This is a genomic window from Isoptericola jiangsuensis (assembly GCF_048320105.1).
GTDB lineage: Bacteria > Actinomycetota > Actinomycetes > Actinomycetales > Cellulomonadaceae > Isoptericola > Isoptericola jiangsuensis_A.
The window spans coordinates 3,015,768-3,033,578 of the sequence record NZ_CP182942.1 but is presented as its reverse complement, the minus strand read 5'-3'; the positions used below and the strand labels follow the sequence as shown (position 1 = coordinate 3,033,578).

The 17,811-nt window shown below is 74.0% G+C and carries 13 protein-coding genes; 10 read left to right on the top strand and 3 right to left on the bottom strand.

Annotation, left to right across the window (positions count from 1 at the left end; all coding sequences use genetic code 11):
- Positions 1-51 precede the first annotated feature (51 nt).
- A complete protein-coding gene (locus ACNHYB_RS13955; protein ID WP_418275945.1) occupies positions 52-1,551 on the bottom strand; it encodes a sugar transferase in 1,500 nt (499 codons plus the stop codon).
- Between the two features lie 275 nt (positions 1,552-1,826).
- Here ACNHYB_RS13955 and ACNHYB_RS13950 point away from each other — a divergent pair, with 275 nt between their 5' ends.
- The 6 genes from ACNHYB_RS13950 (at position 1,827) to ACNHYB_RS13925 (ending at position 11,427) form a co-directional block, all read left to right on the top strand.
- A complete protein-coding gene (locus ACNHYB_RS13950) occupies positions 1,827-2,741 on the top strand; it encodes an NAD-dependent epimerase/dehydratase family protein (protein WP_418275944.1) in 915 nt (304 codons plus the stop codon).
- A gap of 36 nt (positions 2,742-2,777) precedes the next feature.
- A complete protein-coding gene (locus tag ACNHYB_RS13945) occupies positions 2,778-5,213 on the top strand; it encodes a helicase-associated domain-containing protein (protein WP_418275943.1) in 2,436 nt (811 codons plus the stop codon).
- Positions 5,214-5,293: 80 nt separating this feature from the next.
- The gene (locus ACNHYB_RS13940) at positions 5,294-6,973 is read left to right on the top strand and encodes a DNA repair helicase XPB (RefSeq protein WP_418275942.1); all 1,680 of its coding nucleotides are present in this window, start codon (positions 5,294-5,296) and stop codon (positions 6,971-6,973) included.
- Between the two features lie 134 nt (positions 6,974-7,107).
- Complete coding sequence (locus ACNHYB_RS13935; protein ID WP_418275941.1) at positions 7,108-8,373, top strand: AI-2E family transporter; 1,266 nt, start codon at positions 7,108-7,110, stop codon at positions 8,371-8,373.
- 110 nt (positions 8,374-8,483) lie between these two features.
- On the top strand, positions 8,484-10,616 hold the full coding sequence (locus ACNHYB_RS13930; protein ID WP_418275940.1) for a TPM domain-containing protein: 2,133 nt from the start codon (positions 8,484-8,486) through the stop codon (positions 10,614-10,616).
- 70 nt (positions 10,617-10,686) lie between these two features.
- Complete coding sequence (locus tag ACNHYB_RS13925; RefSeq protein WP_418275939.1) at positions 10,687-11,427, top strand: PspA/IM30 family protein; 741 nt, start codon at positions 10,687-10,689, stop codon at positions 11,425-11,427.
- 99 nt (positions 11,428-11,526) lie between these two features.
- Here the strand turns inward: ACNHYB_RS13925 and ACNHYB_RS13920 are convergent, their stop codons facing one another.
- Entirely contained in the window at positions 11,527-12,333 is an 807-nt protein-coding gene (locus ACNHYB_RS13920) for a type 1 glutamine amidotransferase (RefSeq protein ID WP_418275938.1), read from the bottom strand.
- Positions 12,334-12,448: 115 nt separating this feature from the next.
- Here ACNHYB_RS13920 and ACNHYB_RS13915 point away from each other — a divergent pair, with 115 nt between their 5' ends.
- Positions 12,449-13,048, top strand: coding sequence for an NYN domain-containing protein (locus ACNHYB_RS13915; RefSeq protein WP_418275937.1), 600 nt, complete (start codon positions 12,449-12,451; stop codon positions 13,046-13,048).
- Here the strand turns inward: ACNHYB_RS13915 and ACNHYB_RS13910 are convergent.
- The gene (locus tag ACNHYB_RS13910) at positions 13,008-14,468 is read right to left on the bottom strand and encodes a hypothetical protein (protein ID WP_418275936.1); all 1,461 of its coding nucleotides are present in this window, start codon (positions 14,466-14,468) and stop codon (positions 13,008-13,010) included. The two genes, ACNHYB_RS13915 and ACNHYB_RS13910, sit on opposite strands and share 41 nt — an antisense overlap.
- Before the next feature lie 145 nt (positions 14,469-14,613).
- Here ACNHYB_RS13910 and ACNHYB_RS13905 point away from each other — a divergent pair, with 145 nt between their 5' ends.
- The 3 genes from ACNHYB_RS13905 (at position 14,614) to ACNHYB_RS13895 (ending at position 17,810) form a co-directional block, all read left to right on the top strand.
- Positions 14,614-15,342 (top strand): response regulator transcription factor, encoded by a 729-nt coding sequence (locus ACNHYB_RS13905; protein WP_418275935.1) that lies wholly within the window; start codon positions 14,614-14,616, stop codon positions 15,340-15,342.
- The gene (locus ACNHYB_RS13900; RefSeq protein ID WP_418275934.1) at positions 15,339-16,985 is read left to right on the top strand and encodes an ATP-binding protein; all 1,647 of its coding nucleotides are present in this window, start codon (positions 15,339-15,341) and stop codon (positions 16,983-16,985) included. The genes ACNHYB_RS13905 and ACNHYB_RS13900 overlap by 4 nt, the downstream gene beginning before the upstream one ends.
- A 96-nt stretch (positions 16,986-17,081) precedes the next feature.
- On the top strand, positions 17,082-17,810 hold the full coding sequence (locus tag ACNHYB_RS13895; RefSeq protein WP_418275933.1) for a hypothetical protein: 729 nt from the start codon (positions 17,082-17,084) through the stop codon (positions 17,808-17,810).
- Position 17,811 lies beyond the last annotated feature (1 nt).

Genomic DNA, 17,811 nt, shown 5'->3' with positions numbered 1-17,811 from the left:
TCGCGAAGCAGCGCGGCGCTCGCACCGTCGAGCCGGGACCGGACCGGAAGGTCAGTACGCGCCCTGACCGGTCAGCACGACCTTGGCGGTGCGCGCCAGGATGAGCAGGTCGCCGAACGGCGTCCAGTTCTCGGCGTAGAAGACGTCGAGCCGGACCGCTTCCTTCCACGGGAGGTCGGAGCGCCCACCCACCTGCCACAGCCCGGTGATGCCCGGCTTGACCAGGAGGCGACGACGCATGCGCGCCTCGTAGCGGGAGACCTCGTGCGGCAGCGGCGGGCGCGGCCCCACCAGCGACATCTGCCCGCCCAGCACGTTGAAGAGCTGGGGGAGCTCGTCGAGGGAGTACCGGCGCAGGAACTTGCCGACCCGGGTGACGCGGGGGTCGTCACGGTGCTTGAACAACGCTCCGTCGGCGTGGTTCTCCCCTTCGAGCACGAGCTGCTCGGCGTCGGCGCCCACCCGCATCGAACGGAACTTCAGCATGGGGAACGTCGTGCCGTGCCGACCGACGCGGTCCTGTCGGTAGAACACGGGCCCGCGGCTCGTCGTGGCGACGGCGAGCGCCACCACGGCGATGACGGGCAGCACCATCAACGTGACCAGCAGGGCACCGCACCAGTCCATGAGGGTCTTGGCGACGTACTTGGGGCCGGCGAACCGGGGTGCGTCCACGTGCAGCAGGGAGACCGACTGCTCGGGCGTGACGGTGATCCGAGGGCCGGCGACGTCGGCCAGCTCGGCCGTGAGCATCAGGTCCACGCCGATGGGTTCGAGCTCCCACCCCAGCCGGCGCACGACGTCGGCGGTGATGACGTCGGACCCGCTGACGGCGACGCAGTCCGCGCCGGTGTCGGTCGCGACCGCGGCGGCGTTGCGGAGGTCGCCCAGGATCGGCACACCGAGGATGTCCTCCCCCGGCACGATCTCGTCGCCCGCGACGCAGACCCCGACGACGCGGTAGCCGGACCTGCGGGCGTGCAGCTCGGAGATGAGGCGCTCGGCCTGGTCGCGCAGTCCGACGGCGAGCACGGACGTCGTGTACCCGCCGCGGCTCCGCTCCCGGACGAGGACACGACGCCACGCCCAGCGCCCCAGCAGGAGCAGCCCGAGCGCGAGGGGGAACGCGACGAGGAAGAAGGTGCGCAGCCCGGCTCGGTCGATCACCAGCGCGCCCACGGCGAGGACGGCGAAGACCCGCCAGGTCCCGTCGAACACCCGCTGGAACTCCTCGGGGCCGGATCCGAACACCCGCGCGTCGTACCCCTTGGCGAGGGCGACGAACACCGGCAGGGCGGCGGCCACGGCGGTCAGCTTGACGAGCTGGGTCACGGTGAGGCCGCTCGTGCCACCACCGACCCACATCGCCTGCACGGCGACCGTGAGCGCCACGGCGAGGGCCATGAGCACGGCGTCGGTGATCATGAGCCGACGCCGGTACCCGACCTGCCACCGCTGGCGGCGGAAGGTGTCGCGGACCTCGTCGAGCCGCCGTGCGCGCGCACCGAGGAGGGTGCTGCGCGCCTGCTCCCGAACCTCGACGATCGACACGTGGACTCCTTGCTCGTCACCGACTGGACACGATGCTAGGAGCGCCGACCCCCTTCGTAGTGACCTCTACACGTCCTTTCACCCGCCTTTTCACCCACGTCCCCCTGTGGGTACTTTCACCCGCTTTTCACCCGCTGGACGGCGTCATGCGCCCGGGGCCGGCCGGGCGGCGCCTCCACAGATCCGAGAGCACCGCTCTTGCACATCGACCCTCCACCGTGCGAATCTGACGCCGCCCTCGTTGTGAGCAGTGCTCTCGGATTGGAACAACGTTCATGGAACGACACCTCGTCGTCGGCGCCGGCCCGGTGGGGACCGCCGTGGCCCGGCTGCTCGCCCAGGCCGGCCACGACGTCACCGTCGCCACCCGCTCCGGCCGCGACACCGGCCTTCGCGGTGTCCACCACGTCTCCGCCGACGCCTCCGACCCCGACGCCCTGACCGCCGTCGTGCCCGACGCCGACGTCCTCTACAACTGCGCCAACCCGGGCGACTACACCCGGTGGGACGCCGTGTGGCCCCCGCTCGCCGCCGCCCTGCTCACCACCGCCGAGCGGACCGGAGCGGTCTACGCCATCACCGGCAACCTGTACCCCTACGGCCCCGTCGACGGCCCCCTCACCGAGGATCTTCCCGACGCCGCCCGGGACCACAAAGGTCGGTTGCGCGCGCAGATCTGGGCCGAGGCCCTGGCCGCCCACGAGGCCGGGCGCGTCCGCGCCGTCGAGGTGCGAGGATCCGACCACGTGGGACCCGGCGTCGGGCAGAACGGTCACGTGTCACGCGTCGTCCCCGCCGCCCTGCGCGGGAAGCCGGTGACGATGATCGGGCGCACGGACCTGCCGCACACGTTCACCGACGTGCGCGACGTCGCCCGCACGCTCGTCGCCGCGGCGGCCGACCCCGGCGCCCACGGCCGCACCTGGCACGTGCCCTCCCACCCGCCCGTCACCCAGGCCCACGCCCTGCGCGACGTCCTCGCGTCCGTCGGGCGTCCCCCGGTGAAGGTCCGGTCCCTGCGCGGCCCCGTGCTCGCCGCCGTCGCCCTCGTCCAACCGCTGGTGCGCGAGATCCGCGAGCTCGCCTACCAGTGGGAACGCCCCTACGTGCTCGACTCGACCGCGGCGCAGCAGCGGTTCGGCATCGAGCCGACCCCGTGGGGCGAGGTGTGCCGAGCCACCGCAGGCTGACCGTCGCCCCTTGTGCACCCGCGTAGCATCGGTCAGATGGCCGCCACGTTCAGCGAGTGGGTGCGGCGACGCACCGATCCTCAGCTCGTCGCCCTGCTCGCGGCACGCCCCGACCTCGGCACCCCCGCCCCGTCCACGCTGCGCTCCCTGGCCGCTCGCGCCTCCAGCCGCACCAGCACCGAGCGCGCCGTCGCCCACCTCGACGCGGGCACGCTGCAGGTCCTCGAGGCACTCGTCGCGCTGGCCGACGACACCTCGGACGACGCGGCGCCCGACGGCGCAGCACCGGACGCCCCGGCACCGGACGTCACCGCGGCACCGTCCGACACCGCACCACCTGTCACCGCACCACCTGTCACCGCCGTGACGCTCGCGGCCGCCGTCGGCGCCCCCGAGGCGACCGACGTCGTCGAGCAGCTCCTCGACCGTGCGCGCACCGCCGCCCTGGTCTGGGACGACGCCTCGGGCCTGCGCCCCGCCCCCGGTCTCGGCGAGGTCCTCGGGCCGTACCCGGCGGGCCTCGGCCCCGGCGGACCCGCCACCGGCAGCACCCGCAGCACCGGCCTCGGCAGCACGGGCGCCGAGGAGCGGACGCCCGGCGAGCAGCAGGTCCTCGACGCCCTCACGTGGGGTCCGCCCGTCGGCATCGTCCCGCCCGTCGGTTCCCCCGCCCGCAGCGCCGTCGACTCGCTCCTCGCCGACGGGCTCCTGCTGCGCACCGACGCCCGTCACGTCCAGCTGCCCCGCGCCGTCGGTCTGGCGCTGCGCGGCGGACGCACCCACCGTGCGCCGCAGCTCGTCCCTCCCCGCCCGCCCGGCCGGCCCGCCCCGCGGGTCGGCGTCGACGCCGAGGCCGCCACCGCAGGTCTCGCCGTCGTCCGGCACGTCGCCCGGCTCGTCGACGCCTGGGGCGACGACTCCCCGCGCGCCCTGCGCGCCGGCGGGCTGAGCGTGCGCGACCTGCGCCGCACCGCCCAGCTCCTCGACACCGACGAGACCACCACGGCCCTGGTCGTCGAGCTCGCCGCCACGGCGGGCCTGGTCGCCGACGACGGGGAGTCGCCCGCGACGTACGTGCCGACCGTCCGCGCCGACCGCTGGGAGGAGGCCGACGACGCCGGCCGGTGGGCGGCGCTCGTGGTGGCCTGGTCGACGTCGCGCCGCACCCCCTGGCAGATCGGTTCCCGCGACGAGCGGGGGACGGTCCGCGCGCCGCTGTCCGCCGACCTGCACCGCCCGTGGGTGCCCCTGCTGCGGGCCGCCGTGCTGGAGGTGCTGGCCGCCCAGCCGGACGAGAGCCTCGACACCACGGCCGTGGCCGAGGTGCTGCGCTGGCGCTCACCGCGCTCGGTGCCCCCGGACGCGGCCGTCGCCGGTCTGCTCGCCGAGGCCACCCTGCTCGGGGTCACCGGCGCCGGCGCGCTGTCGACGCCGGGCGCAGCGCTCACCGGGTCCCCCGCCGATTCCGACCTGGAGTCCGATCTCGCCGCACGCATGCGCCTCGCCCTGCCCGCCGAGGTCCACGAGATCCTGCTGCAGGGCGACCTCACCGGCATCGTGCCGGGCCGCCCCGCCCCGGACCTCGCCCGCCTGGTCGCGCTGACCGCCGACGTCGAGTCCCGCGGTGCGGCCACCACCGTGCGGTTCACCACGGCGTCGGTGACCCGCGCGCTCGATCACGGGCGGACCGGCGAGGAGGTCCTCGCCGAGCTGGCGCAGCGCTCCCCCGTCCCGGTGCCCCAGCCGTTGGAGTACCTCGTCAAGGACACCGCCCGGCGCCACGACGCGCTGCGGGTGGGTGCGGCCGTGTCGTACGTGCGCTCCGCCGACCCGACCGTGCTCGCCGGCCTCACCGAGGACCCTCGGCTCGCCGCCCTGGGCCTGGTGCGGCTCGCCCCGACGGTCGTGGCCGCCGCCGTCCCGCCCGCCGAGCTGCACGAGGCGCTGCGCGAGCGCGGCCTGCTCTCCGCCCTCGAGGGCCCCGACGGGCGCGCCGTCGGACGTCGCGCCCGGGCACCGCGGCTCGACCGTTCCGGCTGGGTGCGCCGCAGCCCTGCGCCGGTCCGCGGCACCGACGACGCCGCCCGGGCCGGCATCGTGGCGCGGATGCGGGGCACGACGTCGTCCGTGGCGCCGACTGGCCCACGCCCCGGCGAGGACGTGCCCGGTCCTCCCCCCGCCCCCGCACCCCGGGCGCCCGGGGCGGGCGCCGGGGCCCTGCACGACGGCGCCACGGCACCCGGGGCCGGACCGGTGAGCGAGCCCGGCGACGCCCTCGCGCTGCTGCACGAGGCGATCCGTGACGGCCGGCGGGTGTGGATCGAGATGGCGGGCCGCACCGGTGCCATCGAGCGTCGTGAGCTCAAGCCGCTGCGGCTGGACGGCGGGCGCCTGCGCGCGCTCGACACGGAGCGCGAGGCGGAGCTGACCGTCGCCGTGCACCGCATCGCCGCCGTCGAGCCCGCCGGGTGAGCCCACCGCGACGACGGCGCGGGAACAGGACGACCACCGGGCGCGTTGGCAACCTGGTTCCCTGACGCGGAAGGACACCCATGCCAGACGGCCCCCTCATCGTCCAGAGCGACAAGTCGATCCTGCTGGAGGTCGACCACCCCCGGGCCGGTGACGCCCGGCGCGCCATCGCCCCCTTCGCCGAGCTCGAGCGCGCCCCGGAGCACATCCACACCTACCGGCTGACCAACCTCGGCCTGTGGAACGCGCGAGCTGCCGGGCACGACGCCGAGCAGGTGGTGAACACCCTCATCGAGCACTCCCGGTACCCGGTGCCGCACGCGCTGCTGGTCGACGTCGCCGAGACGATGGGCCGTTACGGCCGACTGACGCTGCACTCCCACCCGGTGCACGGGCTCGTGCTCGAGTCCACCGACCGGGCCGTGCTCGCCGAGGTGCTGAAGTCCAAGCGGACCAGCGGCCTGGTGGGCGAACGGGTGGACGAGACCACCGTCGTCGTGCACCCCTCCGAGCGCGGCAACCTCAAGCAGGCGCTGGTCAAGCTGGGCTGGCCCGCCGAGGACCTCGCCGGGTACGTCGACGGCGAGAAGCACCCCATCGCGCTGAGGTCACCGACGCTGCCGGTCACCCCGGGCGAGGAGTCGCACGAGTGGAGCCCGCGGCCGTACCAGCAGCAGGCCGTGGACGGGTTCTTCCACGGCGGGTCGGGCGTCGTGGTGCTGCCCTGCGGGGCGGGCAAGACGATCGTCGGGGCCGGCGCGATGGCCGAGTCGAAGACGACGACGTTGATCCTGGTCACCAACACCGTCAGCGCCCGCCAGTGGCGCGACGAGCTGGTGCGCCGCACGTCCCTGACCGAGGACGAGATCGGAGAGTACTCCGGGTCCCGCAAGGAGATCCGGCCCGTCACCATCGCGACCTACCAGGTGCTCACGACGAAGCGCAAGGGCGTCTACTCGCACCTGGAGCTGCTCGACGCCCGCGACTGGGGCCTCATCGTCTACGACGAGGTGCACCTGCTGCCCGCACCGATCTTCCGCATGACGGCGGACCTGCAGGCGCGCCGTCGGCTCGGTCTGACGGCGACGCTGGTGCGCGAGGACGGCCGGGAGGACGAGGTGTTCTCCCTCATCGGGCCCAAGCGGTACGACGCCCCGTGGAAGGACATCGAGGCGCAGGGGTACATCGCGCCCGCCGACTGCGTCGAGGTGCGGCTCACCCTGCCGGAGCACGAGCGGATGGTGTACGCGACGGCCGAGCCGGAGGACAAGTACCGGCTCGCGGCGTGCGCACCGGGCAAGAACCGTGTGGTGGAGCGGCTGGTGGCGGACCACCCGGACGACCAGGTGCTCGTCATCGGGCAGTACATCGACCAGCTGGAGGACCTGGCGGCGCACCTGGACGCGCCCCTCATCACGGGGGCGACGACGGTCCGCGAGCGCCAGCGCCTGTTCGGCGCGTTCCGGTCGGGGGAGATCTCCCGGCTGGTGGTGTCGAAGGTCGCGAACTTCTCGATCGACCTGCCGGAGGCGTCGGTGGCGATCCAGGTGTCGGGGTCGTTCGGGTCCCGTCAGGAGGAGGCGCAGCGCCTGGGTCGGGTGATGCGTCCGAAGGCGGACGGCCGGACGGCGCACTTCTACGCCGTCGTCGCCCGCGACACGGTGGACCAGGACTTCGCCGCGCACCGCCAGCGGTTCCTCGCGGAGCAGGGGTACGCCTACCGGATCGTGGACGCGGAGGACCTCGACCAGGTCGCCTGACCCCCTTCTCGCCGAGCATGTCCTGGCGGCCCGTCCGCTCGTCCGGACGGGCCGCCAGGGCATGCTCGTCCGTTCAGAGGGCATGTTCGGCACGGTGGCGCGACAACGGGCGACCGGCGCCCTACGGTGCAGACATGGCCGACGACGACGCGTCCGCCCCGGCGCGGGATTCGACCCGCGAGCCCGGGTCGCCCCTCGTCGGGCCGGACCGCCCGCTGCAGCACGACTCGAAGCGCCCGCCGCGGTGGGTTCCGCGGGTGTTCGTCATGGGTGCCGTCGGCGTGTTCGTCGCGATCTGGACGTGGACGGCGCTGGGCGACCTGTCGACCATCTTCGTGTACCTGCTCATCGCTTTCTTCGTCGCGCTGGCGCTGGAGCCGATCGTGGTCTGGCTGGTGCGGCACGGCTGGCGGCGCGGGGTCGCGGCGGGCACGGCGCTGTTCGGGTCGGTGATCGTGGCCGGCGTCGTGCTGGCGATGTTCGGCAACCTGTTCGTCCAGCAGCTCCTGCAGCTCGTGGGTGCCCTGCCGGAGCTGTACGCGGCGGTGCGGCGCGAGCTCCAGGCGAGCCTCGACGTGACGCTGCCGCCGTCGGACGACCTGCTCGAGCAGCTCGTGTCCGAGTACGGCACGGACGTGGCGACGGGCACGCTCGCGGTGGGGGCCACGCTGGTCGGCGTGGTGTTCGGCGCGTTGACGATCGGCCTGGTCACGTACTACCTGATGGCCGCAGGCCCGCAGTTCCGGGTGGCGGTGTGCCGGTGGCTGCGCCCGGACCGCCAGACGGAGGTGCTGCGCCTGTGGGAGATCACGCAGGTGAAGGTCTCGGACTTCATCAGCTCGCGCGTGGTGCTGGCGGCGCTGTCGGCGGCGTTCACGGGGGTGTTCCTGGTCATCCTGGGCACGCCGTACGCGCTGCCCCTCGCGCTGTTCACGGGGGTGGTCTCGCAGTTCGTGCCGACGATCGGCACGTACATCGGCGGCGCGCTGCCCGTGGCGGTGGCGCTCACCTCCCAGGGACTGCCGTACGGCCTGGGCGTGCTCGCCTTCATCATCGGCTACCAGCAGCTCGAGAACCTGTACTTCTCCCCGAAGATCTCGGCGCGTGCCCTGGAGATGAACCCGGCGGTCAGCTTCGTGGCGGTGCTGGCGTTCGGCGCGGTCTTCGGGGCGCTGGGCGCGTTCCTCGCCCTGCCGATCGCGGCGACGATCCAGGCGGTGGGCAACACCTACCTGACCCGCCACGAGCTGGTCGACTCCGACATGCTGCGGGACCCCGAGCCGAGGACGTCGGGCTCGCACGTCGAGGACGAGACCCCCGCACCCGGCGGGGACGACGCAACATGCGGGCGGCCCGGGAGGCGGCACGCACGGTCGACGAACGGCGGGCCGACGGCGTGATGTGACAGGTCTCGTGCTCCGCTCGGCGCCGCGACACGCACGGGCCGACGGCGCGACGTCGGTGAACGTCACCCGGGCCGGGATTGCGTCGTGTCCGACGACGCGCAACGATGCGAGGCGTGCTGCCGTCCCCTGACACCGCTCGACGACGTGCGGCGGCCTCGCCCGTCGGTGCGGCGATCCTCGCGCTCTTCCTCGCCGCCGCCGGCGCCCTGGCCACCGCGACGTCGTCGTGGGCCGAACCGCCGCTGACCGAGCTCGACGGCGAGGTGACCGACCTGGCGGGAGTGCTCGACGACGAAGGCGTCGCCGAGGTCGAGGAGTCGCTGGACGAGCTCGCGGACGCCACCTCGTACCAGCTGTTCGTGGTGTACGTGGAGACGTTCGGCGGCACGGACGGCCGCACCTGGGCGGACACCACGGCGTCGAACGCCCAGCTCGGCACGGACGACCTGCTGCTCGCCGTCGCCACGCAGGACCGCCTCTACGACCTCAGCTGGGACCTGAACGTCGACCTGTCGGACGCGGAGCTCGACGACGTGCGCGACGCCGCGGAGGACGCGCTGCGCGACGACGACTGGGCGGGAGCCACCGTGGCCGCGGTCGACACCCTCGTGGCCCTCGACGGCGGAGCGCACGACGACGAGGCGGACGGCGGCACGTCGCTACCCGGCGGCAGCGCAGCGCTCGCCCTCGGCCTCCTCGCCGTGGCGGGCGTGGCCTTCTGGCTCTGGCGTCGATCCCGCCGCCGCGACCGGGACCTCACGGAACGTGGTGCGGCGGCGGCCGCGGCCCGCACCGGCGCCGGGGGGCCCGACGCCGACCCGCTGGCCAACCTCACGACCGAGCAGCTCGCGACACGCGCCGGACGCGCCCTGGTGGCGGTGGACGACGCCGTCAAGACGTCCGAGCAGGAGCTCGGCTTCGCCCAGGCCGAGTTCGGCCTGGAGGCCACGCGGGAGTTCAGCGCCGCGCTGGAGCAGGCGCGGGCCGACGTCGCCGAGGCGTTCCGCCTCCGGCAGGCCGTCGAGGACGCTCCCCCGGCCGACGGCGGGGCGCACCGCGCGATGCTGGCCGACGTCGTGCGGCGGTGCGAGGCGGCCGACGCGGCCCTCGACGCGCAGGCGGACGCCTTCGACGAGCTGCGCACGCTCCGGTCGCGCGCACCGCAGGTGCTGGACGAGGCGGCGCAGCGCGCCGGGGAGATCGAGGCCATGGTCGAGGTGGCCCGCAGCACCCTGGCCGGTCTCGGCGCGACCTACCCGGCGTCGGCCCTCGCGTCCGTGAGCCGCAACCCCGAGCTCGTGACCGCGCTCGTCGCCGACGCCCGCACCGCCGTCGAGTCGGGTCGCAGCGCGTTGGCCCAGCGCAAGAAGGCCGTCGCCGTCGCGGACGCCCGGGCGGCGCAGAACGCGCTCGGCCAGGCCGCCCACCTCCTGGACGCGGTCGAGTCGGCCGGGGCGGACCTCGCCGCCGCCGGGACCAACCTCGACAGGGCCGTCGCGTCCATCACCCAGGACATGGCCGACGCCGACCGTCTCGCCCCGGGATCACCGGCCCTGGTCGACGTGCTGGTCGAGGCGCGCCAGGCGGCGGCCCGCGGGCGGGAGGCCCGCGAGGGCGGCGACCCGCTGGCCGCGCTGTCGCGGCTCGCCGCCGCCGAGGCGGCGCTGGACGCCGCGCTGTCCAGCTACCGGCAGCAGGCCGAGTCCGACGCCCGCGCGCGGGCGCTGGCCCGTGACGTCGTCGGGCGGGCGGAGTCCCACCTCGGCGCGACGCAGTCGTTCGTCACGACCCGGCGCGGCGCCGTCGGGGCGGACGCACGCACCCGCCTGGCGGAGGCGGGCCGACTCCTCGGCGAGGCGCGGACACTCCTGCCGACCGACCCGCAGCAGGCGCTGGCGACGGCTCAGCAGGCGGAGAAGCTCGCGCAGCAGGCCAGCTCGATGGCCCGCTCCGACACGGCCGCCTGGGACATGCGCCACGGGGGCACGCCCGGCGGGATCTCGGGTGCCGGGCGGCGCTCGCCCGACCTGGGGAGCATGATCCTCGGAGGGATCCTGCTCGACTCCGCGGCGGGCCGCTCCCGGCACGGTTCCTCCCGGCGCGGGGCCTCTCGGCGCGGAGCGCCCCGGGTGGGCGGCTTCGGCGGTGGTTTCGGCGGTGGTCGCGCAGGACGCGGCGGCAGCTTCGGCGGCGGTCGCGGCGGGGGCGGACGCGGAGGCCGTGGCGGACGGTTCTGAGGCACGATTCGTCCCGCTTGTACGTTGCAAGGGCATCTCGACCAGCAGATCAGCACCAGGAAGGTACGTCATGACCCAGAAGCAGAGCATCCTCGGCCGCATGAGCCAGCTCGCCAAGGCCAACATCAACGCGCTGCTGGACCGCGCCGAGGACCCGGGCAAGATGATCGACCAGCTCATCCGCGACTACTCGAACAACATCGCGGAGGCCGAGCAGGCGATCGCCCAGACGATCGGCAACCTGCGCCTCGCCGAGCAGGACTACCACGAGGACGTCCAGTCGGTGCAGGAGTGGGGCGCCAAGGCGCTGGCCGCCTCCCGCAAGGCGGACGAGTACCGCGCCGCGGGCGACCCGGTCAACGCCGACAAGTTCGACCAGCTCACCAAGGTCGCGCTGCGCAAGCAGATGGACGCCGAGGGTGAGGTCAAGGCCTCGCAGCCCATGATCGAGCAGCAGCGCGTCACCGTCGACAAGCTCAAGACCGGTCTGGCCCAGATGAAGGACCGCCTCGTCGAGCTGAAGGGCAAGCGCGACCAGCTCGTCGCCCGCCAGAAGGCCGCCCAGGCGCAGCAGGCGGTGCAGGGTGCCATCGGCTCGATCAACGTGATGGACCCGACCAGCGAGCTGTCCCGCTTCGAGGAGGCCGTGCGGCGCGAGGAGGCCCAGGCGATGGGTCAGGCCGAGATCGCGGCGTCGTCGCTCGAGTCGCAGTTCGCCGAGCTCGAGGGGTCGATGCAGGACGTCGAGCTGGAGGCCCGTCTCGCTGCCCTGAAGTCCGGCTCCACGCCGACGCACCAGATCGAGCAGTAACCCCGACCGCGGGGTAGCACCCGTCCCCCGGGCTACCCCGCGGAACCGGCGCTGCCCCACGGGCCGGGCGCTGCCTCGCGGGTCAGGCAGTACGTCGTGTCAGGCGGCGGTCGCAGCGCCCACGTCGTCCATGTCGCCCCGGACCTCGACCGGGACGACGGCGGCACGCACCTGGTCGAGGAACGCCGCGGCGATCAGCTCGCCGGTCCGGGCCAGCTCGCCGTCGCGCGCGACGACCTGCTCGTGCACGACGGCGGTGTCGACGTCGGTGTGCCCGAGCGCCCAGCGCACCGCGAGCGAGGGGCTCGCCTCGGGGTGGAACTGGACACCCAGCGCCGAGCCCCAGCGGAACGCCTGGTAGGGGTAGGTCTGCGACCAGCCGAGCCACCGGGCCCCGCTCGGCGGCTCGATGACGGCGTCGGCGTGCATGGACACCACCGGTGTGGAGCACCCTGGACCGTCGACGTCGGTGGCGTCGTGCGCACCGGCGGCACGCACCACGGGCCCGAGCACCGGGTCCTGCAGGGCCTCGGCCCGCCAGAACACGTCCACGACACCGGCCTCCCGCCCGGGCGGCGCCGCGATGGCCACGCTCCCACCACCGGCGACGGCCAGCAGCTGGGCGCCGAGGCAGATGCCCAGGGTCGGCAGGCCGGCGGCCACCGCCTCGGCGAGCAGGGCTCGGACGGCGGGCAGCCAGGGCGCGACGTCGTCGGCGTAGGCGTTCATCTGCCCGCCGAGCACCACGAGCCCGTCGCCGCAGTCGGCCAGGGAGGGCACCGGCTCACCGGCGTACAGGTGGACGACGCGGGCGTCGCCGAGCCGGCCCGTGAACCGGTCCGGCGGCACGTCGGAGCTGTGCTGCAGCACCGTGACGCGCGGTGCCGCGAAGGAGGTCTCTGCCACGGCGGCAGACGTTACTCCCGCCGCGGGGACGCCGTCCAGATCCGCCGGGCGCGGGTGCGGTGCGGCGCCCCGTCCCACGAGGCCGCCCCGGCCCCCGGCCGCGTACGCTGAGGCCATGGCCTCCCCCTTCACGGACCCGTCCGCCGCCGCGCCGAGGTCGGCGCGCACCACCTACCTGCTGGTGGACGGCGAGAACATCGACGCCACGCTCGGCATGAACGTGCTGAACCGGCGCCCGAACCCGGAGGAGCGGCCCCGATGGGACCGGATCACCGGGTTCGCGCAGCGCGTGTGGGGCCAGGACGTCGTCCCGCTGTTCTTCCTCAACGCGACCAGCGGCCAGATGCCGATGTCGTTCGTGCAGGCGCTCCTGGCGATGGGCTACCGGCCGATCCCCCTGGCGGCGAGCGGCGACGAGAAGGTCGTCGACGTCGGTATCCAGCGCACGCTGGAAGCCATCCTCGACCGCGACGGCGACGTGCTGCTGGCCAGCCACGACGGCGACTTCCTGCCGCAGGTCGAGCGCCTCGTGGGTCAGGACCGTCGCGTCGGCCTGCTGGCGTTCCGCGAGTTCGTCAACCTCCAGCTCACGGCGCTGGTCGACGAGGGCCTGGAGATCTTCGACCTCGAGGGCGACGTCGACGCGTTCACCAGCCCGCTGCCGCGCGTGCGGATCATTCCGATCGAGGAGTTCGACCCGCTGCGCTATCTGTGACGTCGTCGCCGGGCCCGGTCGCCACCGGCTGGGTGTCCGGGACGGGCCCTGCCGTCTCGGGGTCCACCCGGCGCCGGCCCGGCACGGCGGCCGTGCGCCGCGCGACGGCGATCCCCCACAGCGCCGCGGCTCCGCCGACGACGACCACGAGGATCGCCGCCCAGTGGAAGCCCGCGAGCACGATGACCAGCACGGCGACCACCAGCACGGCGACCCGCAGGGCGTCGGCGTTCGCGCCGACCCACCGAGCGGCGGACCCGTCGGCGTCCGTGACCTGCCGCACCCACGGCCAGCGCCGCCCCGCCTGCTCCGCCCATCGGGGTCCGTGGGCGGACAGCACGGCGAGCACCACGGTGACCGCGGCGACCAGCCCCACCAGCAGGAAGATGACCCGCACCTCGCCGGAGACCGCGTCGAAGAGCGACCCGGCGACGTGCTGGCCGTCCGGGGTCACGGCCACGTCGACGACGAGGTTGCGCAGCTGGCCGATCAGCGCCCAGACGATCACGAGCGCGGCGAGCACGCCGATGCCGAGCTGTGCGGCCGTGCGGCGTCGCTGCGGGGAGACCCAGAGGGTCACGACGATCGCCAGGACGGTGAGGGCCACCAGCAGCCAGACCACGCGGTCCACGGTGGTCACCGTGTCCTGGACGATCTCGAAGGTCTCACGGTCCAGCAGCTCCACCTGCCCGAAGTCCTCGGGGAGCTGGCGCCCCAGCGCGTCACCGAGCTGGGCCCGGGCCTCCGGGGCCTGCTCCGCGACGGCGTCGGGGAGCTCGACGTCCGGCAGGAGGTCACCGAGCCCGGCGAGGGACTCCTGCAGCGCCTCGGAGATCAGCGGGACCGTGTTGAGCACGACGGCGTCGTCGGTCAGGTAGACGTTCGGGTAGTCGTCGCCCTCGGCCCGGGCGAGGCCGATGGCGGCCTCGTGGGCGCGCGCGACGATCTGGGGGACGCGGTCCTGGAACTCCTCGCGGGCGAAGAACCGGTGGATGACCGTGTCGATCCGGTCCTCGACGGGCCCGACGACGGTGGGCGTCAGGGCCGCGAGGGAGGGCCGGTCGATCCGCGTGGTGAGCGCCTCCAGCAGCGGTCCCGGCTCGACGTCGAGGCGTTCGGCGAGCGTGGCGGCGAGCACCCCGTCGAGCTGGGTGAGTCGTTCGGAGACCCGGCTGTCGAGGTCGAGGGCCAGCAGCGCCTGCTCGGAGACGTTGTCCGCGAGCGCCTCGTACAGCGCCGGGTCGTCGAGCGCGGGCTCGACCGTCTGCATGAACTCGTCGGTGTCGAAGACGGTGCGGTGCGCCCAGACGGCCACGCTGGAGCCGATGACCAGCAGGGTGGTGATGACCACCATCGCCCCGGCGATCCAGCGGCGGGCGCCGCCTGGTCGAGCGTCACCGCTGGTCGGCTGCTTGCTCACGGGCACGTCCCCCCTGGTCACGGATGTCGTTCGGAGCGTACCGACGCCCGCGGTTTCTCGCCGGTCGAACGGGTCGACGCTCGACACAGGCGTTCACCGAGGCTGTTCCCAGGCGTCTCCCAGCGAGCAGTCGCACACTGGAGGCATGAGCGAACCCGAGGCCCGACTCGTCGTCGTCGACGACGAACCCAACATCCGCGAGCTGCTGTCCACGTCCCTGCGCTTCGCCGGGTTCGAGGTGCACGCCGCCGGCGACGGCGCGGGCGCGCTCGCCCTGGTCCGTGACACCGAGCCGGACCTCGTGGTGCTCGACGTGATGCTGCCGGACATGGACGGCTTCACCGTCACGCGGCGGATGCGGTCCTCCGGCCGCCACACGCCCGTGCTGTTCCTCACGGCTCGCGACGACACGCAGGACAAGGTGCAGGGGCTGACGGTCGGCGGGGACGACTACGTCACCAAGCCGTTCAGCCTCGAGGAGGTCGTGGCGCGCATCCGTGCGGTGCTGCGCCGTACGGCCGGGACGGAACCGGACGACGGCGCCGTGCTGCGGGTGGGCGACCTGGAGCTGGACGAGGACTCGCACGAGGTCCGGCGCGCCGGTGTCGAGATCGACCTGTCCCCCACCGAGTTCAAGCTGTTGCGCTACCTCATGCTCAACGCGGGCCGCGTGCTGTCGAAGGCGCAGATCCTCGACCACGTGTGGCAGTACGACTGGGGCGGGGACGCGAACATCGTCGAGTCGTACATCTCCTACCTGCGCCGCAAGATCGACCACGTGGTGGTCCCGGGCCCCGGTGGAGAGGTCGAGCTGCCGCCGCTGATCCACACCAAGCGTGGCGTGGGCTACCTCCTGCGGCCCCCGCAGCGATGACGGCCGCGTCCCGGCCCGGCGGGTCCGTCCCGGAGGACGAGCCACGGTTCGTGGCGCCGGACGCCACCTCCGGCTCCCCCGCGGACGGCGGCACCGCGTACGGCACTGCGACGCCGGGCGACGCGGCGCACGGCACGACGACGTCCGGCAGCCCGGCAGCACCGCGGCAGCGCGAGGACGCCCCGAGACGCTGGGGCCTGATCTCCCGGGTGCCGCTGCGCGCCCGCCTCGTGGCCATCATCGTGCTGCTGCTCGGCGCCGGCCTGGTCGCCGCCGGCATCTCGACGCGCACGGTCGTGTCGAACTACCTGGTGAACCAGCTCGACACCCAGCTCACCCAGTCCGCCCGCGGGGTGGAGAGCTTCTTCGAGCCGGACGCGAGCGGGGCGCGCGTCCCCACGGACTACGTCGTGGTGCTGCGCGACGCCGACGGGGACACGTACCCGGCGCGGTCCTGGCCCCAGACGGAGCAGAAGTACGGGAGCCCGCAGATCCCCGACGAGACCACCGAGGAGGCGATCGCGCGGGGGTCGGCGCCGTTCACCACGGACGCGACGGGCGGCGCCACGCCGACCCAGTGGCGCGTGGTGTCGGTGCCGGTCCCGATCAGCACCGCCGACGGCCCCGAGCAGGGCGTCGTCTACGTGGCGCTGCCGCTGGCCGGCGTCCAGGAGACCAGCCAGTACCTCGGCAACGCGCTGCTGTGGATCGGGCTGGTCATCGTGCTGGTGGGGGGTGCGGTGTCGTTCTGGCTGGTGCAGCGCTCGCTGCAGCCCCTGCGCCGGATCGAGGCGACCGCCGCCGCCATCGCGGAGGGCGACCTGTCGCAGCGCGTCCCGGAGCAACCGCCCTCCACGGAGGTGGGGTCGCTGTCGCACTCCCTCAACGCGATGCTGACCCAGATCGAGGCGGCCTTCGCCGCGCAGGAGGCCTCGGAGCAGCGCATGCGACGGTTCGTCTCCGACGCGAGCCACGAGCTGCGCACCCCGCTGGCCACCGTCAAGGGGTACGGCGAGCTGTACCGCATGGGTGCCCTCGACACCGACGACAAGGTCGAGGACACGATGGTCCGCATCGAGGACTCCGCGCGACGCATGGGCACGCTGGTCAACGACCTGCTGGTGCTGGCGCGCCTCGACGAGGGCCGGCCGATGCGCCGCGACCGGGTCGATCTCGTGGCGCTCGCCCGGGACACCGCCCAGGACCTGCACGCGCTCGACCCGACCCGCACCGTGACCGTGCGCGGCCTGCGCGACGTCGCGGCGCCGTCGTCCCTGGTGGTCGTGGGGGACGCGGACCGGCTGCGCCAGGTGCTGACGAACCTGGTCGGCAACGTGGCGCGGCACACGCCCGCCGGGTCCCCGGCGGAGATCGCGCTGGGCACGACGCCGGAGGGCGCCGCGATGGTCGAGGTCCGCGACCACGGGCCGGGTGTGACGGCCGAGCAGCAGGCGAAGATCTTCGAGCGCTTCTACCGTGCCGACTCCTCCCGCAACCGCAGCTCGGGCGGGTCCGGGCTGGGGCTGGCGATCGTGGCGGCGATCCTGGGGTCGCACGGCGGGCGATCCTCGGTGCACGAGACTCCGGGAGGCGGACTCACGGTGCGGGTTCTCCTGCCGCGTGCCGGCGACTACGATGCGTGACGGTCCTCCTCGTGGCGGGCGCCCGTCGAGCGTGGGCGGACGGCCGTAGGCTGGGAGGAGACCGCATCGTCGTTCCTACCGAAGGTCTTGATAGCGATGGGCGTGCTCAGCGCCGACGCACCGCAGTGGCTCCTGGGATCCTTCGTGCGCTCCTGCCGCGGGGCCGGAGCCACGGTGGACGACGACTCCGTCCGCGCGACGGGGTCGGAGCTCATCGAACGCTGGCAGGAGCCGCACCGGCACTTCCACAACCTGCGCCACCTCGCCGCGGTCCTGCACCGCGTGGACGAGCTGGCCCACGAGACCCACGAACCGGAGCTGGTCCGCCTCGCCGCCTGGTACCACGGCGCGGTCTTCGACGCCGACCGCAAGGTGGCGTACGCGACCCGCGGGGGTGAGCAGACGACGCTGAGCGCGGACCTCGCGCGCACGCAGCTCGTCGCCCTGGGCGTCCCGCAGGCGGCGGCCGACCGGGTCGGTGAGCTGGTCGACAACCTCGCCCGCCACAAGCCCCTGCCGAACGACTTCGACTCCGCGGTGCTCAACGACGCCGACCTCGGGATGCTCGCGGCGGAGCCGCAGCGCTACAAGGCCTACGTCGCGGAGGTGCGCGCGGAGTACGCCCACATCCCGCTGCCCGACTACCTCGACGCCCGGATCAAGGTCATCACCAAGCTGCTGGCGCGTCCCCGCCTGTACTCGAGCCCGCTCGGGCACGCCTGGGAGGACTCGGCGCGCCAGAACCTCGACGCCGAGCTCCACCGCCTGGCCAAGGAGCGCCGTCGGCTCGCGGAACAGGTCCCGTCGGGACCTGCCACCCACTGAC

Coding starts and splice junctions, on each gene's coding strand:
- ACNHYB_RS13925 (WP_418275939.1), top strand. CDS start 10,687: ATGACCCAGAAGCAGAGCATCCTCGGCCGCATGAGCCAGCTCGCCAAG.
- ACNHYB_RS13900 (WP_418275934.1), top strand. CDS start 15,339: ATGACGGCCGCGTCCCGGCCCGGCGGGTCCGTCCCGGAGGACGAGCCA.
- ACNHYB_RS13945 (WP_418275943.1), top strand. CDS start 2,778: ATGGCCGCCACGTTCAGCGAGTGGGTGCGGCGACGCACCGATCCTCAG.
- ACNHYB_RS13915 (WP_418275937.1), top strand. CDS start 12,449: ATGGCCTCCCCCTTCACGGACCCGTCCGCCGCCGCGCCGAGGTCGGCG.
- ACNHYB_RS13905 (WP_418275935.1), top strand. CDS start 14,614: ATGAGCGAACCCGAGGCCCGACTCGTCGTCGTCGACGACGAACCCAAC.
- ACNHYB_RS13930 (WP_418275940.1), top strand. CDS start 8,484: ATGCGAGGCGTGCTGCCGTCCCCTGACACCGCTCGACGACGTGCGGCG.
- ACNHYB_RS13895 (WP_418275933.1), top strand. CDS start 17,082: ATGGGCGTGCTCAGCGCCGACGCACCGCAGTGGCTCCTGGGATCCTTC.
- ACNHYB_RS13940 (WP_418275942.1), top strand. CDS start 5,294: ATGCCAGACGGCCCCCTCATCGTCCAGAGCGACAAGTCGATCCTGCTG.
- ACNHYB_RS13950 (WP_418275944.1), top strand. CDS start 1,827: ATGGAACGACACCTCGTCGTCGGCGCCGGCCCGGTGGGGACCGCCGTG.
- ACNHYB_RS13935 (WP_418275941.1), top strand. CDS start 7,108: ATGGCCGACGACGACGCGTCCGCCCCGGCGCGGGATTCGACCCGCGAG.